Origin of the sequence: Companilactobacillus sp. HBUAS59699 (assembly GCF_036913575.1) — a bacterium.
Lineage (GTDB): Bacteria > Bacillota > Bacilli > Lactobacillales > Lactobacillaceae > Companilactobacillus.
In genome coordinates, this window is sequence record NZ_JAYKTV010000003.1 from 77,653 (window position 1) to 93,992 (window position 16,340).

Below are 16,340 nucleotides of genomic sequence, written 5' to 3' on the forward strand. Positions count from 1 at the left end.
GTATCAAAACTAATAAAATTAATTGTTGCGAAATATTTATTAATTTAGAAATTAATATGAGTTTGCCGCCATCAGCGGCAATAAAACCACAAATAGTTATTTTTTGATTTTTTCTGCTTTTGGTGTGAATTGATAATTATCTTTAACAAACCACAATGCAGCGGCGACTAATAAAATACCCGATACAACTAAGAAAATTCTGCCCAGATGAAATCCAGGATTCACAGTCATTTCCAAAGCAGTGAGTATTATCGATACTAATAGTAAGATAGATGTTCTTTTTAAAATCATTAGACGTCGACCCCCTCTTAAACTTTTTTGGTAAAAGAATTATAACAGAAAACATTTTAAAGAGGGAAGCAAAATATCATCGTTTATTTAGGAAAAATTATAAATATCCCTAAAAAGAAAATTGCTGTACCAATAGATAGGAGAAGATAATATACGGACTCCTTCTTAGCCTTGAATGATACAGTTGCGATCGCAATACCGATTATGAATACTAAAATAGCAAAAAATACTTGCATATTATCATCTCCTTGATTTGGTAGTCTTTCATTTTAATTATATCTAAGTTAAAATGTATAAGGCTTTTTGTAACAAATTATTTTTAAAAAATTAAGAAGTCAAAATTAAAATAGCAAATTTCCATAAATATCTTTTTCATTACACGAAATATCCTTATACTAGTAGGGGTACTTCTTTTTTTAGGGGAAACGTAAATGGCTGTATTAAAACGAGTTTTTTCAGATAAGGTTCTGTGGATTGCTGGGGCAGCAGCAATCCTCACTTCCATTTTTATAAGTCCACCGCAGTTAATGGATATCAATTGGAAAACAATTGCTTCACTAACATCGATGATGATCATCATTCAAATATATGATTATCTAGATTTTTTGAAATATTATGCGGCATACTTAACACATAAGGCAAAGACCACACGACAGATGATGCTGATGTTAGCTAGTATAGCATTTTTTGGTGCTATGTTCTTAACGAATGATGTAGCAATTCTGACGTTGGTTCCTTTATATTACCAGCTTTCGAAACACTTAAAAATAAATCCGATTTTTCCTGTTATTATAATTGCAATGGCAGCGAATTTAGGTAGTATTTTTACACCGTTTGGTAATACGCATAATTTGTTCTTGCTGACACATTTTGATCTAGGTATTAAACAATTCTTCATCATGTCAGCACCAATAACGATTATAAACTTTTTGGCGATCTTCCTATTAACTAGGTTCTTTCCCAAAGACAAAGTTGAATTGAGTGCTCTGCCAACGGTCGAGCTGAACATTCCTAGTTTGAGTTTGACAGTTTTTGTCACGATCGTGATCTTCTTAGGAATTTTCTCAGTTATCCCAATGTGGGGTTCACTGATTGCCGCAATTTTATTAGTGATCTTCATTAATCCTCATATTTTGGAATCAGTGGATTATTCGATTGTATTAATATTCATGTGCTTCTTCATTGCAGTTGGAAATATTAATCGAGAACCATCGATCGTCAATCACTTGCATGACTTCATTCAAACAAGAGGTAGCACATATTTAACATCGATCATTACCAGTCAATTCATCAGTAATGTTCCTACAACCATCTTAGTTTCCAAGTTTTCTAAATATGTTCACGCTATTTTCTTAGGTACAAATATCGGTGGACTAGGTTCAGTAGTGGCTTCACTGGCTAACTTATTAGCCTTTAAACAATATCGGTTCTTCTTCAAAGAAAATCCTGGTAAGTATCTAGCAGTCTTCAGTGGTATTAATTTTACTATGTTGATAATCATTGGAACGATAGGATACTTCTTGATCGACTTTGGACTTTAAATTTTTGAATTTTAGTGGGTCTGACATTTACACGGTAAATGTTAGGCTTATTTTTTTTTGAATTGTGTTGTACTTTTTACCTTTGATATACTTTAAGAAAATATCAGAGGGGGATGTATGGATAAAGTAGAGAGGTTACCTGAAAGTATTAAGGCAATTTGGAGAATTCATGCAATTATTGAATTCGTTGTTTTTTTGGTTATTGTTCAAGCTGTGGGTTTAATTAAACTGGTTTTGCCTAAAGATGCTCAATTTTACTTTAATATTGGTGAATGGAGCGTCATTGCGATAGGAATCATAGTTTTGCTGGCTAGTTTCTTTTACGTAGTATATTTGTGGAATTTTTGGACTTATTATATCGATGATCGGCAAGTACAACTTCATAGTGGATATTTTTTTAGGAAACAAATAATAATTCCAATTGCCAGAGTACAAAACGTTACTTTGAAACAGGGACCGATTTTGCGTTGGAAAAATTTGCAAAAAGTCATAATTGTCACAGCTGCTGGTAAGAGTGAAATTGATGGGATCGAAAGTAATCAAGCTGATCAGTTGAAAGAAACGATTATGAAATTGGCGCAGGAGGCTAAAAATGATATCTAAACCGAAGAGATTGCATCCGGCGACCTTATTATTTTTCCTGTATAAAGATATAAAAAATTGGATAATACCAGTAGCAATCTTTGTCTTTAGTACGTACAATCAATCCAAAGTTTGGTCATTGTTGGGCTTATTTGCAGTAATTGTCTTAATAATTGCTAGTGATCTATTGAAATATTTTACATTTAGTTATCAGTTCTTTGATGATGAAATTCTGGTTAAGAGTGGTATTTTGGTCAAAAAAGTTAATCACATCCCGTATGATCGAATTCAGAATGTGACCACTAATCAATGGTTCTTTTTAAAGCCATTTAAATTAGAAGAACTAGAAATAGAAACGGCGGGCCATTCAGAGGGACCGGAAGTTACCTTAGCGGCCGTATCCGTGGAACTTAAGAACGAACTAAATCGTCATCGTAAAAAATTCAATTCGGCAGACGTTACGCAAAATGTTTCACAGGAAACTTTTTCTGAATCAACGTTGACAGAACAAGTATCTGACCAAAGAAATATTCAATCATATGTCATAACTTGGGGTGAGTTGCTAAAATTTTCCTTAACATCACCAGCCTTTTTATCAGGATTGTTGGTCGTTCTAGCTTTCTATGGAAAGATTCAACATTCAATCAGTAAGCAATTTTACAAAGTTGCTGCTCAGGAATTCACCCACTTGGGATTACTGTTGGTCATAATCGGCTTACTATTGGTCCTATTGATATTTTATGTTATTTCGGTCGTAGTCTTGATTGCTAAGTACTATCATTTCCAATTGGAAAAAGAAGGCAGTCAGTTTCAGATGCAATATGGATTTTTCAAAACTAAGAAGACTAGTATTTCTCAGAATAGAATTCAAGCGGTGGTCGTTAAGCAAACCTTGCTGCGCAGAATGATGCACATTGCTTCAGTCAAATTGGTAATTATATCTAATTCCCAAAAAGAAGAGACTGAAAAAGATATTATTATAATGCCAGTAATTGAGACTAGAAATTTGAATGATTTTTTTAAGAAGTTTTTTCCACATATTCCTATTGATGATTTAGAGACTGCTAATGCTAATTCTCGGACATATTATTATGATCTGCGCAATGCACTTATTTTTAGTTTGTTAACTGATCTGATTTTTGGCGTGATGTTATTTAAAGCGTCGATTTGGTGGGTAGTAGGAGTAATCATTGTTTCCGCAATGTTTTGGTTGCCAGAAGCTTATCTTAATGCCCGCAGGGCCCAAATTTCTTTGATTAGTGAGAACTATATGTTCTTACAAAACAATCAAGTTACATCGAAGAATTCATATTTTGTACCAAAGAATAGTATTCAGTTACTAGAGCGTCGCCAGAGTATCTGGTTGAGTAAAAAAAGATTTGCACATATATTGTTGAGCTGTCGTTCAGGAGTCGGCGAGCGGATTTTGAAAATTAAATATTTGCCTCAACATCAGATCGATGAGGTTGTTGAATGGTATAAACGAGGGGGCAATGCCGCTTCCGGTCAGCAGTAATTCCATCTGTAGCGGGACCGATTTTAGCCAAAAAGTGGTCTCAAATCTCGCTTGGATGCTTTGCAAAAACCGCAAATCATCCAAGACGTCCGTGCTGTAAATGTGGGAAAACCGCCCGCATTAACACCACTTTCGCCACTGATTCCATTACTGCTGACCTCCAGCTAATTTATCAATTATATAAATAAGTCGCCACGACAATTTGGGTATTTTCCCCATTAGTCGTGGCGACTTTTTTAAATTTGTAGAATGTATAATTCGAGCTATATTACAGTTGTGTAACTACTAATCTAAAATTAATACAAGATTAGTTGAGGATGGACAACAATGGAATCCGCCGTAAAAGTGTTCTTAGCGATTTATCGCTTAGAACACTGGACGACTTTGAAGACTACAGGCTTCAAAGCGAGGCCGAAGACGAAGGCTGAGGCCGGTCCACGGCAGATGGAATTGTTGACCACCCTCAGCGGCATAAATCAATAATCCCCATCAGCAATTTTCTCTAAAGTATCCTTGGAAGGGATGAAGAATAAATTGCCCGTGATCGGTGTACTGAAATCAAGTAGACGATCACTCTTAGTGAACATGTTTGTTAGCATACGATTTGTAATTGAGAAGTCCTTCGAATAACCAATGAAGTAAGTTCCCTTAATATCTTTAGCTGGTTCTGAATAAGGTACGTTCATACGAACAATTTTGTGTTCAACGCCGCCTTCTTCATCTTTTGAAGCCACATTATGAGCATTAGGAAGTTTTTGATCATCATCTAATTCACGATCATTGAACTTGTGACGTCCGATCGATTTTTCTTGATCTTCAGTCTTCAAAGTATCCCAAGCTTCCATATTATGAGTGTACTTTTGTGCGAATGCATATGAACCATTCACAAATTCGGGATCTTCATTCTCATCGATCAAGGTGTAGTCCATTGATTCGATACCGGCAGGGTTCTCTGTTCCATCGATGAAGCCAATGATGGCGCGACCTTCGAAGTAGCGGAAGCCGTGAGTTTCATCTTCAACGGTAGTGATAGGGCGAAGAATACCCATGAACTGATCCATCAGTTCATAACAGACGGCCATTTTGCTGGCACGAACGTGGATGAAAATATCACCAGGTGTAGAAACAGCGGTGTATTTTGGTCCTTTGATTTCTTTAAAAGGAGCTAATTGCTTAGGTTTCGGTGCATCAGGGAATAAGTAATCCCAAGCATCTGAGCCGAAGCCCCAGGCAATGTGTGCTTGAGCTTCTGGTGCACGAACTCGCATACTATTGATGATCGAGTTCGACATATCAGCGAATTCGGCAATGGCATCCTTCACTTCGGTTTGATTCTCACGCTTGAGCATGAGGGTAGTAAAAATAACACTTTCTCCGGCGTCCTTATAAACATCTTGGGCGCGTTTAATATCAACGGTCATATGATTACCTCCGAGGTTTAATAATGAATCCAGTTTAAGCTTATCATAATAAGTTATTAAATATAGCAATAAGAATTTGTAGTTTTTGAAACTTTATTTTAATTTTTAACGTAATTTTAAAGATATATTGAAATAAAATTTCACATGAAGTATTATTTTTTTGTAAACGATACCAATGTTTTAAATACAAGCTTGGAGGGGATTCAAATGAAGTCACGTGTTACAAAGTTTTTGGCGATTATGGCAAGCTTTGTAGGATTATGGGCATTACTGATCGGTTATTCAGAAACAGAAGTAAAAGCTGCTGATGCAGTGTCACCAATTAGTAAAGTCGTAACTACAACGGTTTACTCGAAACAAATGCACTTAGATTGGAATTATGATGTCTACTTACCTGCAGGTTACAACCCTAATGGTAATAAAAGATATCCAGTTTTGTATATGATGCACGGATTATACGGCAATCATCGTAATTTATTAGAGCGATTCAATTCACAACAAATGCTTGATGGAACTATGAATCGTGAGCATCAAAAGGCAATCGTTGTCTTTGTCGATGGTTTTAACAGTTTCTACGTTAATCAAAAAGGCGGTCTCAAGATGGAGAGTGCCATCATGAAAGACCTAGTACCGACGATCGATAAGACTTACAAAGTATCTAAGTCAAAGAAGGATCATGCTGTTGGTGGTATTTCAATGGGTGGATATGGTGCAGCTAGACTAGCTCTAAAGTATCCTAATTACTTCTCAAAGGCAGTACTGATCTCACCATCTGTTTGGTATAAATTACCAAAGGACAATCCAATCAGAAAAGGTATGCACGCCTTCACTGACGGTAAGACTAACTGGTCAGATAAGGTTTATGATGGGTTGTTCCCAACTAACTACGTAAATAACAAATCAAGATCAGTTAAGTTCTACGTTGAATCAACATCAGATGATACAACAGTTCCGATCAAGGATGTTAATAAGTTTGTTAAAGAAATGAAAAAAGACAAAGTGTCTGTTAAATATGTTAAAGATACTGGGGATAACCACAATTGGGCTTACTGGACTAAGGCAACACCAAAGGGCTACAACTGGGTCATGAACCAATTTTAATAAGGGGGGAAACTTGAAATGAGTAATAAAGATATCGCAAGTGAGATCCTGAAAAATGTTGGTGGCAAGGACAATGTCACAGCAAACGTCGCTTGTATGACACGTTTGAGATTAGGCATTAAGGATAATGACAAGGTCAATATAGATGGCTTGAAGAGAATCGATGGGGTATTGGCAGTCGTTGAAGCTGATACGCTACAAGTTGTTCTGGGACCAGGTAAGGTCAACAAAATTGCGGAACCATTCGCAGAAATGACTGGCGTTGCTCTAGGTAGCGATGAAGATGATGAAGCTACGGTCGCATCTGACAGCAAAGCTGCTGAATTAAATAATGTTAAAAATATTGCTAGCGAAAATAAAAAAGCCAACAAGGCTAAGCACGACAAACCATTACAACGTGGTCTGCAACACATCGCTAACGTCTTCATTCCGTTACTTCCAGGTATTATCGCTGCTGGACTTATCAATGGGTTAGCCAATGTTATCGATTATCAGACGGGACAAGCTTTTGTTACTGACTGGTGGTACATGACAATCAAGACCCTAGGCTGGGGACTATTTACATTCTTACCAATCTTTGTTGGTATGAATGCTGCTCGTGAGTTCAAAGGTAGCGCCATTCTTGGTGGTATCGGTGGTACTTTGTGCCTAGGTGTTACGATCACAGGGTCACCACTCAGTTCTCAAGCGATTGCTATGCCGTTCACTAACGCTCCATATACCGTTGGTGTCGGTGGTTTGATCACAGCTTTATTCATGGGTATTTTCTTTGCTTGGCTAGAACGCAGTATCAGAAAGTTCATGCCTAGTGTTTTGGATACATTCTTTACACCGCTATTGACAGTTATAATCGGTTCACTACTAGCGGTTGTCTTCTTACAACCAGTTGGCGCATGGCTAACAAATGCCATTTACGTTGTCATGGACTTCACATATACCAAACTAAGCGTCTTTGGTGGATTTATTCTGTCATCAACTTTCTTGGCTTTGGTTTCAGTTGGATTGCATCAAGCTTTGACACCGATCCATGTTCTTTTGAATGATCCTACAGGTCCAACAAAAGGTATCAATTACTTGTTGCCTATTTTGATGATGGCCGGTGGTGGTCAAGTTGGTGCTGGATTTGCACTATACTTCAAATCAAAGAACAAACGCTTTAAGAAAATGGTAATGAGCTCAATTCCTGTTGCTATCTTGGGTGTTGGTGAACCATTGATGTACGCTGTTACTCTACCATTGGGACGTGCCTTCGTTACTGCCTGTATCGGTGCCGGTTTCGGTGGTGTCGCCGCATCATTATTCCACTTAGGTGCTGTCTCACAAGGTGTCTCAGGATTGTTCGGCTTATTGATCATGCAACCTGGTCAACAGATCCAATTCTTGATTGCTTTGTTCATCGCCTATCTTGGTGGATTCATCGTTACTTGGTTCTTCGGATTCAATGAAGATCGTATCAACGAAATTTATCCAGAATAAGGAGTAAGCGATGCTAGGATTTTCAGTTTATCTAAATAACGAATTAACCAAAGAAGAACTTAATAGAATTGAAAAATACACTCAAGCAGGATTTACCGGAGTATTTACTTCCATAAATCTGCCTGAAGATGATCCTAATAATTTGTTGAAAAATTTGAATACCTTAGGTCAAATTTGTTTGAAAAACAATTTACATTTAACCTTAGATATTTCTTCAGCCTCCATGGAACGTTTGAACTTAGCGTTAGATGCCGATGGATTCAAAACATTGACGGACTTAAATGTCGAAATGTTACGGATCGATGATGGGATTACTAACCAACAAATAGCCGCAGCTTCTAAAAATCTGAAATTGGCTTTGAATGCTAGCACGATCGTAGACGCGGATGTGAAAGAATTGAAAGCTGCGCAAGCTGATTTTGATAATCTAGAAGCCTGGCACAATTATTATCCGAGAACTAATACTGGTTTAAGCGTGGATTGGTTCTATCAGAAGAATCATTGGCTGAAAGAAAATGGCTTCACCGTGATGGCATTTGTTCCTGGTGATACTAAGTTGCGTGGACCAGTTCATGCTGGGTTACCGACTCTAGAAGATGATCGTGGCAAGAATCCACTGTCCTCAGCAATCAAACTAGCTCAGTTAGATGTCGACAAAGTATTTCTAGGTGATCCGATCATTAAAGATGGGACTTTACGGCAATTTGAAGAATACTACCGTAACCAAGTTATCTTGTTGCATGCACAGATCCTAGAGAATGCACCAGATTATATTACCAAGATCATGCATCAAAGAGCCGATGTGGCCCGTGATGTAGTCAGATTACGCGAAGGTCGTCCTTGGAATACGGTGATGATTCCACCAAAGAATCAAGTTGTCCGTGAAGCTGGTGCGATTACACTGGATAATTCGATTGCTGGTCGCTATCAAGGCGAATTGCAATTATTAAAGCGAGACTTGCCAGCAGATAAAACGGTCAACGTGATCGGTCAGATAGTAGCGGAAGATATTGATCTACTGGACAATTGTGGCGCAAATCAAGCTGTTAAGTTATGTAAGATAGAGGATGGAGTGAATTAGTATGGATATTGATAAGTTATCCACTGAGAGTCGTAACTCTATGACAACTAATCTGGACTTGATGAGCCCGTTAGAAATTGTTACGGTTATGAATTCGGAAGACAAGAAGGTTTCTGAAGCAGTTGAAAAGACACTGCCACAAGTTGCTCAAGCGGTTGAATTGATCACGAAAGCTTTCAAAAAAGGTGGCCGATTATTCTATATAGGCGCTGGTACTAGCGGTAGATTAGGTGTCTTAGATGCCGCTGAATGTGTACCAACTTTTGGGACTGAACCAGAGATGGTTCAAGGATTGATCGCTGGTGGTATGGACGCAATGACTCTGGCCGTTGAAGGTGCCGAAGATAATGTTGAACTAGGCAAGCAAGATTTGGTAGATAAGAAGTTGACTGATGCTGACGTTGTTGTAGGGATCGCTGCCAGTGGCAGAACGCCGTATGTGATCGGAGCACTGGATTATGCTCAAGAAATCGGAGCAGGAACAGTAGCACTGTCATGTAACAATGATGCTGAAATCAGTAAGCATGCTGCGATTGCCATTGAAGTTGTTCCCGGTCCTGAGATCTTATCCGGATCAACTCGTTTGAAGTCAGGTACGGCTCAGAAGATGATTTTGAACATGTTGTCGACAGCTTCTATGGTTGGTATTGGTAAGACGTATGGTAATTTAATGGTTGACGTCAAACCTACCAACGACAAGTTGATTCAAAGATCTAAGAATATAATTATGGATATTACCAAAGTTGACGAAAAAACGGCTGGGGATGCTTTGAAGGCAGCGAATTACTCAGTTAAAATGGCGATAGTTATGATTATGAATGCAGAAGATAGTACTGAAGCAGCGGCAGATCTAAAAAAAGCAGCAGGCTTCGTACGCAAGGCTATCAAGTAAAGTAGGTGTAGTAGATGGATAACACGATCTTATTGTCGATTCGGGCGCAACAAAATATCAATAGCAAAGCTGAGAACATCTTGGGTGAGTACATCTTGAACAATGCTCAAGTGATCCCGCAATTGAGCGTGGCCGAGTTGGCCGATAAGAGTGGTGTTAGCCAAGCAACGGTTGTGAGGTTTGCTAAAAACCTAGGATTAAATGGATTCAAAGAATTAAAAGTCGAATTGGCGAGAGGCACCAGTAACAATAGTACGAGTTTATCGAGTGAAATTTCACCGACGGACACATTGGATGAATTGAAGCAAAAAATGTCTCTGAGAGTCCAGCATGCGATAGACGTTACTAACAAGGGCTTGAAGACCGATCTGGTCAATCAAACAGTCGATGAATTACAAAGATACGCAGTGATCCAAGCCTATGGTTTAGGAGCTTCAGGATTAGTAGCACAAGATTTTACACAAAAATTCTCTCGAATTGGCAAGACCGTTATTAATACTGACGATACGCACCAATTTGCGGTGAATTTATTGACACAAACATCCTCCCAGATATTGATCTTGTTCTCTGATTCTGGTGAATCTAAAGAAACCATCAAAATAGGAAATCTAGCTGTCGCTAATAAAGTACCGATCGTTGGCGTCACGTCTAATGTCGAGAGTAGTCTGGCAAAGATATCGGACATATTATTACCGACGAGTGATTCAATGCCGCGTGATCAGATTCGTTCGGCCGCAACCACATCGTTGATGAGTCAACTGTATGCAGTTGATTTGATCTATTATTGTTATTTACAACGTGATTATGATAGTAATGTACAAAAACTCAAAGAGTCACACAACTTAGTGGATGAAATTTTTCATAAAGGGGCACAAAATAATGTTTAATATTTTTAAAAAGCATAAGGATTTACCAGCTTGGGATGCCAAAACTTTCTTGTCACCAGCTGATGGTGAGTTGATCGAGATCGAAAAAATCAATGACCCCGTCTTCTCTCAAAAGGCAATGGGGGATGGCTTCGGTTTGATACCAACATCGAACGATATTTTCAGTCCAGTCTCTGGTACAGTTACGATGGTTGCAGGTACCAAACATGGTATTGGCATCTCCACTAGTGATGGTGAAGAGTTGTTGCTCCATATGGGGATTGATACAGTTGAGTTGAAAGGTAAACCATTTAATATATTGGTAGCTAAGGGAGATACGATTTCAGCTGGACAAAAGATTGCTGAAATGGATCTTGATGAAGTCAAAGCTGCTGGTAAAGAGACAACTATTATTGTTGCTGTAACTAATTCAGCGGAAAATAACTGGCAAGTTTCACTAGCCGCAAGTGGTAAGGTTGATCACGCTGAACTAATAGCCAAATTGTAATTATTCAATTAAGTCTGACGATTGTCAGGCTTTTTTTGTGGAAAAGTTAAATTTCATAAAATAAAATTGTTGAATTTGTCAACAATTTGCATAATAATGAGCGATAATAAATAAAGTAATAGAATTTGAAGGGAAGCAATTAAATATGTGTACAAGTATTAGTTATGAAGCGCTCGATGGATCAAAGTTTTTAGCAAGAACGATGGACTTTGCCTTTGAGCTGAATGGTCAACCTACCTTCCTGCCTAGAGACTATGATTGGGTTTCATCATTTGACGACAGAACTTATCAAACCAATTATGCAATTATGGGTACTGGAGCTAAGTATGGCAAAAACTACATGGTAGCTGACGGTTTCAATGAATATGGCCTTTCTGCCGCTGAATTATATTTCCCTCATCAATATGTTTATGACGCAGAACCAACTGACGGCGCCATTAACTTGGTTTCAGAAGAATTTATTCTTTGGGCATTAGGTAACAACAAGACAATTGATGAGTTACGTGAAAACTTGAAAAAAGTTCGAGTAATCGAATCTGATAAAGGTGTTATGGGTGCCAACCAACCATTGCACTGGATCTTCAGCGATTTGTCGGGAGCAACTTATATTATCGAACCAGAAGGTGATGGTCTGGTTCTTGAAGAAGATAAGATCGGTGTTATGACTAATACACCTGATTTTGATTGGCACAGAACTAATTTGGCTAATTATTTGGGAGCATCAGTCAATAACTTTAATTCAGCTCAATTCGGTGATGAAGAGATCACTCGATTAGGCCAGAACGGTACCTTTAGACTTCCTGGTGGCTACACGGCTGTTGACCGTTTTGTTAGAACTGCCTTCAATCGCACTCATATTGAAAAAGCTAAAAACGCTGACGAAGCAGTTACAACGGTCTTGCACATATTGGATAGTGTAGTTGTCCCTAAGGGTGTTAATATTGGTGATCGTGGTCCTAGCTATACACAATATCAAGCTATTTTCGATTTAACTAATAAGAAGATGTATTACATTCCATACTCTAATCAAACCGTCTTTGAAGTAACTATGACAGATGATTTGATCAAGAATCAAACAACACCTAAGGAGTTTGGTTTACCAATGAAACAAAGTTTTGCTTCACTTGATGAACAAGTCGAAGAAGCTAAGTAGAATAAAAGAGCAGCCCGTGGACTGCTCTTTTTTCGTATCCAGAAATATTTTGGTATGTGTTTTATTTGCTAAATGAGATATAATGTTTTCGAAAGATAAGAACCACAATAAAAATTGGTGCGTTCCAAAGGAGAACTCATGGCAGATTTAATATATCAAAAAATAATTGATTCACTAAAAAAAGAAATTGATGATGGAGCCTTTCCCAATATGCGTTTACCTGATGAACGCTCTTTGGCCGAAAACTATAAAGTTAGTCGCAGTTCGATCAAACGAGCATTGAGTAACATGTCGGAACAAGGAATCATCTTTAAGAAGCGCGGTTCGGGAACCTTTGTTAATCCGTTGTACTTGAAACAAGATTCTTATTTTAATTACAGTGGAAAGAATTTGGGGATCACTGATAGCTTTAAGGCTAACGGTCAAAAACCCGGAATCAAAGTTTTGAGTTTTGATGTTATTCGTCCAGACGAAGAAATGCGTGATAATTTGTTCCTCAACAAAGGTGAGTTCGTCTATGCATTCAAGCGTCTGCGATTACTAGACGATATTCCATTTATGATCGAGACTGGTTATATTCCGATTAAATTAGCTCCCGAATTATCAGAGCAGATCGCTTCAGAGTCGATTTTTAACTATGTAGAATCAGAACTAGGCAAAGAAGTAAATAAGACTTATTTGACTATCTCGGCTAAGCCTTCAGATGAAGAAGGGCAAAAACTATTGAGCCTCAAGCCCAATGAACCCGTGGGTCTAATGGAAGGTATTTTCTTCTTAAATGATGGAACACCGTTTGAATTCTCGACCATGAAATTGCATTACAAGTATTTTAAATATGATTCATTCGTTGATCTAGATAGATAGTAAGTGTTTTCAGAAATTGGACCGACCCAATATAATAAATGGTTGACTTTTATCAATGAACTGGTTATTATATGTTTGTAAACAAATAAGGAGTGTACTGAAATGACAGATTACTCATCAAAAGAATACTTAAACTTAGTTGATAAATATTGGCGTGCAGCTAACTATATTTCTGTAGGTCAACTTTACTTAAAAGATAATCCATTATTGAAGCGTGATATTAAAGCCGACGATGTAAAAGTTCACCCAATCGGACACTGGGGTACTATTGCAGGACAAAACTTTATTTACGCTCATTTAAATCGTGCTATTAACAAGTACGGTGTTAACATGTTCTACATTGAAGGACCAGGACATGGTGGGCAAGTTATGGTTTCTAACTCATATCTTGACGGAAGTTATACTGAAACATACCCAGAGATCACACAAGATGAAAAAGGTATGCAAAAATTATTCAAACAATTCTCATTCCCAGGCGGTGTAGCTTCACATGCTGCTCCTGAAACACCTGGTTCAATGCATGAAGGTGGAGAACTTGGCTACTCAATTTCACACGGTGTTGGTGCTATCTTAGATAACCCAGACCAAATTGCCGCAGTTGTTGTTGGTGATGGTGAATCAGAAACAGGCCCACTAGCTACATCATGGTTCTCAAATGTTTTCATCAACCCTGTAAATGATGGTGCTGTATTACCAATCTTGAATCTTAACGGATTTAAGATTTCTAACCCTACTATCCTTTCACGTAAGACCGATGAAGAATTAACAGAATACTTCAAGGGACTTGGCTGGGATCCAATGTTCGTTGAAGGTGACGATCCTGAAAAGATGCATCCAGAAATGGCCAAAGTTATGGATGAAGCAATCGAAAAGATTCAAAACATCCAAACAGAAGCTAGAAAGCACTCAGCAGAAGATGCTACAATGCCACACTGGCCAGTTATTATCTTCCGTGCACCTAAAGGTTGGACTGGTCCTAAGACTTGGGACGGTGTTCCTATCGAAGGTTCATTTAGAGCTCACCAAATTCCAATTCCTGTAGACCAAAACGACATGGAACATGTTGATGCCTTAGTTGACTGGTTGAAATCATACAAGCCAGAAGAATTGTTCAATGAAGACGGTAGTTTGAAGTCTGAAATTGCAGCAATTACACCAAAAGGTACTAAGAGAATGGCAATGAACCCTATCGTTAACGGTGGTGTTGATCCTAAAGCTCTTAAGTTGCCAGATTACAAGAACTATGCTTTGAAGATCGACAAGCCGGGTGAAAAGAACGCCCAAGATATGATCGAATTAGGTAAGTATCTCAAGGCTGTTATCGAAAACAACCCTGATAACTTCAGACTATTCGGACCTGATGAAACAATGTCAAACCGTCTATATGACATTTTTGACGCATCATCACGTCAATGGATGGAAAAAGTTAAAGAACCAAACGATCAATATGAAGCACCAGCTGGTCGTATTATCGATTCACAACTTTCAGAACATCAAGCTGAAGGATTCCTTGAAGGTTACGCCCTAACAGGTCGTCATGGTATCTTTGCCAGTTACGAAGCCTTCTTGAGAGTTGTCGACTCAATGTTGACACAACACTTCAAGTGGTTGAGAAAAGCCGATGAATTGTCATGGAGAAACAAGTATCCATCACTAAACGTCATCGCTACTTCAACTGCTTTCCAACAAGATCACAATGGTTATACTCACCAAGACCCAGGTATCATTACTCACTTAGCTGAGAAGAAGCCTGCCTTCATTCGTGAATATTTCCCAGCTGATACAAACTCATTGTTGCCAATCATGCCTAAGATCTTGGATGATCAAGAGAAGATCAACTTATTAGTTACTTCAAAACAACTCCGTCCTCAATTTTACTCAATTGAAGAAGGTCAAGAACTAGCTGATAAAGGTCTCAAAGTTATTGATTGGGCATCAAATGACAACGGTGATCCAGATATCGTCTTCGCCGCTGCCGGTACAGAACCTAACCTTGAATCACTTGCTGCTATCAGCATTTTGCGTAAAGAAAAACCTGAACTCAAGATTAGATTCGTCAACGTTGTTGACCTATTGAAGTTGAGATCACCAGAAGTTGACCCTCGTGGTTTAACTGATGAAGAATTCAACGAAATCTTTACAGCAGACAAGCCAGTCTTGTTCGCATTCCACGGTTTCGAAGACATCATCAAGGATATCTTCTTCGATCGTGACAACCACAACCTATTTGTTCACGGCTACCGTGAAAATGGTGATATCACAACACCATTCGACATGCGTGTTGTAAACGAAATGGATCGTTTCCACTTAGCAGAAGAAGCTGCTGTTGCTGTTGAAGGTGACAAGGCTAATGACTTCGCTGACAAGATGGAAGCAGAAGTTGACAAGCACAACAAGTATATCCGTGAAAACGGTGAGGACTTGCCAGAAGTTGAAAACTGGAAATGGGATCTATAAAGAGAAAAGATAATTCAAGTATCTGACCTTGCATAACCAGTTTCAGAAAATGCACATCAAACATAATATTCAAACGAAAAGTCACCCCTAGGGCTTTTCAAAAAGGATCGTCATGTAATTATGACGGTCCTTTTTTAGTTGAGATGGTTGTGAGGGTTATGCTTTCACTGCCGCTTCCGGTCAGAAGTAATTCCATCAGTGGCGGGACCGATTTGAACCACAAAGCGGTCTCAAATCTCGCTTGTATGCTTTGCGTGAACCGCAAATCATCCAAGACGTCCGTGCTGTAAATGCGGAAAAGTCACCCGCATTAACACCACAATCGCTACTGATTCCATTACTTCTGACCTCCAGCTCAATATATTTGTATATAAAAATGCGTATCACTAAATTAACTGTGATACGCATTTTTTTGTTTGATTAGATAAAAGTTGGTAACTACTTATTACTATGCTATTAGATTGATGTGAAGCTAATTTGAAAGTAATACAAATCCAGCTGACGATGGTCAACAATGGAATCCGCCGTGATAGTGTACTTAGCGATTTATCGCTTAGTACACTGGAGAAGACTACAGGCTTCCAAGCGAGT

16 protein-coding genes are annotated in these 16,340 nt (G+C 38.4%); 13 read left to right on the forward strand and 3 right to left on the reverse strand.

Annotated features, from left to right (window positions below):
• Positions 1–96 precede the first annotated feature (96 nt).
• A complete protein-coding gene (locus tag U8519_RS06955; protein WP_334329597.1) occupies positions 97–291 on the reverse strand; it encodes a hypothetical protein in 195 nt (64 codons plus the stop codon).
• An 83-nt stretch (positions 292–374) separates the two neighbouring features.
• Positions 375–527 (reverse strand): DUF6095 family protein, encoded by a 153-nt coding sequence (locus U8519_RS11930; protein WP_442892132.1) that lies wholly within the window; start codon positions 525–527, stop codon positions 375–377.
• Between the two features lie 195 nt (positions 528–722).
• On the opposite strand from U8519_RS11930, the gene U8519_RS06960 reads away from it, so the two are divergent.
• The 4 genes from U8519_RS06960 to U8519_RS06975 all read left to right on the forward strand — a co-directional run bounded on the left by U8519_RS06960 (position 723) and on the right by U8519_RS06975 (position 4,413).
• Complete coding sequence (locus tag U8519_RS06960) at positions 723–1,832, forward strand: SLC13 family permease (protein WP_334329598.1); 1,110 nt, start codon at positions 723–725, stop codon at positions 1,830–1,832.
• Between the two features lie 117 nt (positions 1,833–1,949).
• Positions 1,950–2,435: a PH domain-containing protein gene (locus U8519_RS06965; RefSeq protein WP_334329599.1), complete on the forward strand. Its 486-nt coding sequence runs from the start codon at positions 1,950–1,952 to the stop codon at positions 2,433–2,435.
• A complete protein-coding gene (locus tag U8519_RS06970) occupies positions 2,425–3,930 on the forward strand; it encodes a PH domain-containing protein (RefSeq protein ID WP_334329600.1) in 1,506 nt (501 codons plus the stop codon). The genes U8519_RS06965 and U8519_RS06970 overlap by 11 nt, the downstream gene beginning before the upstream one ends.
• Positions 3,931–4,257: 327 nt before the next feature.
• Positions 4,258–4,413, forward strand: a complete 156-nt coding sequence (locus U8519_RS06975) for a hypothetical protein (RefSeq protein ID WP_334329601.1) — start codon at positions 4,258–4,260, stop codon at positions 4,411–4,413.
• On the opposite strand, the gene U8519_RS06980 is transcribed toward U8519_RS06975, so the two are convergent.
• A complete protein-coding gene (locus U8519_RS06980) occupies positions 4,407–5,351 on the reverse strand; it encodes a Dyp-type peroxidase (RefSeq protein WP_334329602.1) in 945 nt (314 codons plus the stop codon). The genes U8519_RS06975 and U8519_RS06980 overlap by 7 nt on opposite strands.
• A 207-nt stretch (positions 5,352–5,558) precedes the next feature.
• On the opposite strand from U8519_RS06980, the gene U8519_RS06985 reads away from it, so the two are divergent.
• The 9 genes from U8519_RS06985 (at position 5,559) to U8519_RS07025 (ending at position 15,749) form a co-directional block, all read left to right on the forward strand.
• Positions 5,559–6,452 (forward strand): alpha/beta hydrolase, encoded by an 894-nt coding sequence (locus U8519_RS06985; RefSeq protein WP_334329603.1) that lies wholly within the window; start codon positions 5,559–5,561, stop codon positions 6,450–6,452.
• An 18-nt stretch (positions 6,453–6,470) separates the two neighbouring features.
• The gene (locus U8519_RS06990) at positions 6,471–7,928 is read left to right on the forward strand and encodes a PTS transporter subunit EIIC (protein ID WP_334329604.1); all 1,458 of its coding nucleotides are present in this window, start codon (positions 6,471–6,473) and stop codon (positions 7,926–7,928) included.
• Positions 7,929–7,938: 10 nt separating this feature from the next.
• The gene (locus tag U8519_RS06995; protein ID WP_334329605.1) at positions 7,939–9,009 is read left to right on the forward strand and encodes a MupG family TIM beta-alpha barrel fold protein; all 1,071 of its coding nucleotides are present in this window, start codon (positions 7,939–7,941) and stop codon (positions 9,007–9,009) included.
• Position 9,010: 1 nt separating this feature from the next.
• Positions 9,011–9,901, forward strand: a complete 891-nt coding sequence (gene murQ / locus U8519_RS07000; RefSeq protein ID WP_334329606.1) for an N-acetylmuramic acid 6-phosphate etherase — start codon at positions 9,011–9,013, stop codon at positions 9,899–9,901.
• Between the two features lie 14 nt (positions 9,902–9,915).
• The gene (locus U8519_RS07005) at positions 9,916–10,788 is read left to right on the forward strand and encodes a MurR/RpiR family transcriptional regulator (RefSeq protein ID WP_334329607.1); all 873 of its coding nucleotides are present in this window, start codon (positions 9,916–9,918) and stop codon (positions 10,786–10,788) included.
• Positions 10,781–11,275, forward strand: a complete 495-nt coding sequence (locus U8519_RS07010) for a PTS sugar transporter subunit IIA (protein ID WP_334329608.1) — start codon at positions 10,781–10,783, stop codon at positions 11,273–11,275. The genes U8519_RS07005 and U8519_RS07010 overlap by 8 nt, the downstream gene beginning before the upstream one ends.
• 145 nt (positions 11,276–11,420) lie before the next feature.
• Positions 11,421–12,428, forward strand: coding sequence for a choloylglycine hydrolase family protein (locus U8519_RS07015; protein ID WP_334329609.1), 1,008 nt, complete (start codon positions 11,421–11,423; stop codon positions 12,426–12,428).
• A 138-nt stretch (positions 12,429–12,566) separates the two neighbouring features.
• Entirely contained in the window at positions 12,567–13,292 is a 726-nt protein-coding gene (locus tag U8519_RS07020; protein WP_334329610.1) for a GntR family transcriptional regulator, read from the forward strand.
• A 102-nt stretch (positions 13,293–13,394) separates the two neighbouring features.
• Complete coding sequence (locus tag U8519_RS07025) at positions 13,395–15,749, forward strand: phosphoketolase family protein (RefSeq protein ID WP_334329611.1); 2,355 nt, start codon at positions 13,395–13,397, stop codon at positions 15,747–15,749.
• The last annotated feature ends 591 nt before the right edge of the window (positions 15,750–16,340 follow it).

What these genes read in the sequence shown, in the direction of transcription:
- U8519_RS06955 (WP_334329597.1), bottom strand. Translation starts at nt 291, where the DNA reads ATGATTTTAAAAAGAACATCTATCTTACTATTAGTATCGATAATACTC.
- U8519_RS11930 (WP_442892132.1), bottom strand. Translation starts at nt 527, where the DNA reads ATGCAAGTATTTTTTGCTATTTTAGTATTCATAATCGGTATTGCGATC.
- U8519_RS06960 (WP_334329598.1), top strand. Translation starts at nt 723, where the DNA reads ATGGCTGTATTAAAACGAGTTTTTTCAGATAAGGTTCTGTGGATTGCT.
- U8519_RS06965 (WP_334329599.1), top strand. Translation starts at nt 1,950, where the DNA reads ATGGATAAAGTAGAGAGGTTACCTGAAAGTATTAAGGCAATTTGGAGA.
- U8519_RS06970 (WP_334329600.1), top strand. Translation starts at nt 2,425, where the DNA reads ATGATATCTAAACCGAAGAGATTGCATCCGGCGACCTTATTATTTTTC.
- U8519_RS06975 (WP_334329601.1), top strand. Translation starts at nt 4,258, where the DNA reads ATGGAATCCGCCGTAAAAGTGTTCTTAGCGATTTATCGCTTAGAACAC.
- U8519_RS06980 (WP_334329602.1), bottom strand. Translation starts at nt 5,351, where the DNA reads ATGACCGTTGATATTAAACGCGCCCAAGATGTTTATAAGGACGCCGGA.
- U8519_RS06985 (WP_334329603.1), top strand. Translation starts at nt 5,559, where the DNA reads ATGAAGTCACGTGTTACAAAGTTTTTGGCGATTATGGCAAGCTTTGTA.
- U8519_RS06990 (WP_334329604.1), top strand. Translation starts at nt 6,471, where the DNA reads ATGAGTAATAAAGATATCGCAAGTGAGATCCTGAAAAATGTTGGTGGC.
- U8519_RS06995 (WP_334329605.1), top strand. Translation starts at nt 7,939, where the DNA reads ATGCTAGGATTTTCAGTTTATCTAAATAACGAATTAACCAAAGAAGAA.
- murQ (WP_334329606.1), top strand. Translation starts at nt 9,011, where the DNA reads ATGGATATTGATAAGTTATCCACTGAGAGTCGTAACTCTATGACAACT.
- U8519_RS07005 (WP_334329607.1), top strand. Translation starts at nt 9,916, where the DNA reads ATGGATAACACGATCTTATTGTCGATTCGGGCGCAACAAAATATCAAT.
- U8519_RS07010 (WP_334329608.1), top strand. Translation starts at nt 10,781, where the DNA reads ATGTTTAATATTTTTAAAAAGCATAAGGATTTACCAGCTTGGGATGCC.
- U8519_RS07015 (WP_334329609.1), top strand. Translation starts at nt 11,421, where the DNA reads ATGTGTACAAGTATTAGTTATGAAGCGCTCGATGGATCAAAGTTTTTA.
- U8519_RS07020 (WP_334329610.1), top strand. Translation starts at nt 12,567, where the DNA reads ATGGCAGATTTAATATATCAAAAAATAATTGATTCACTAAAAAAAGAA.
- U8519_RS07025 (WP_334329611.1), top strand. Translation starts at nt 13,395, where the DNA reads ATGACAGATTACTCATCAAAAGAATACTTAAACTTAGTTGATAAATAT.